The sequence below is a fragment of the Rhodococcus sp. T9N genome, from assembly GCF_024436645.1.
Taxonomy (GTDB): Bacteria; Actinomycetota; Actinomycetes; order Mycobacteriales; family Mycobacteriaceae; genus Rhodococcus_F; species Rhodococcus_F qingshengii.
This window is the reverse complement of sequence record NZ_JAMSKS010000090.1, coordinates 1-707: the sequence shown is the minus strand read 5'-3', so window position 1 is coordinate 707 and position 707 is coordinate 1. Positions and strand designations below refer to the sequence as shown.

Genomic DNA, 707 nt, shown 5'->3' with positions numbered 1-707 from the left:
GGATCGTCGAGGCCGTCGTCGTGGTCGAAGTGGCTCATGACCGACCCCCGTTCCTGTAGTGGGAGATCCAGAACGTCATGTAATGCCGATCGGCGATGGTCGATTCGATGCGCAGGGTTGGGAGGTCGTCCTTGTAGGCGCGGAGGAACTCCAGCTGCCGCACCTGTTCCCATGGGCCCATGCCATCAGGAGGTTCCGGGGTGAGTGGATTTGTGGTCATGACTGCGCTCCTTCGGCAGGTGTCGCGGTAACCTTTGAGATCCAAAAACTGGTGCCGTCGCCGAGGTTCCCGGCGAGCTCCCGACGTCCGAACTCACATGTTGTGACCAGCGTGACTTTGTCGACCGGGTAGGACTTGCCGCCGATCTTGAATGCCTGCGGCCATACGGGCTTGAAGTCGGCGCCGTAAACGATCACCCGGCGCTTGCCGTAGTTCCGCTTCCGGGCTCGATATTTCATGCGAGGGAAGAACTCCGGAAGCCGAGGGTGTTGTCCGGCACTCATGGCTGCACCTCTAGGGCTAGTAGGCATAGGCCAGCTAGTGCCATGGCTAGAACATGTACAACGACCCAGGAGAACCAGAATTCGCGGCCGGGAGGGCTGATATCACTCCGCACTTTCCACACGTACAGCGTCCACTTCGAATATCCAGCCACCACCGATACGGCGAGCGGGGTGAGGAGGATGAGCGCGATCACAATCTGCCA

General features: G+C 60.0%; 3 protein-coding genes. All 3 read right to left on the bottom strand.

Annotation, left to right across the window (positions count from 1 at the left end; all coding sequences use genetic code 11):
• Nucleotides 1–34 precede the first annotated feature (34 nt).
• Entirely contained in the window at nucleotides 35–220 is a 186-nt protein-coding gene (locus M1L53_RS34790; RefSeq protein ID WP_261949534.1) for a hypothetical protein, read from the bottom strand.
• Nucleotides 217–504: a hypothetical protein gene (locus M1L53_RS34785; RefSeq protein WP_261949533.1), complete on the bottom strand. Its 288-nt coding sequence runs from the start codon at nucleotides 502–504 to the stop codon at nucleotides 217–219. Before M1L53_RS34785 ends, M1L53_RS34790 begins: the two co-directional genes overlap by 4 nt.
• Nucleotides 501–707, bottom strand: a 207-nt coding sequence (locus tag M1L53_RS34780) for a hypothetical protein (RefSeq protein WP_261949532.1), incomplete at its 5' end; no start/stop codon positions are given. The genes M1L53_RS34780 and M1L53_RS34785, both read right to left, overlap by 4 nt.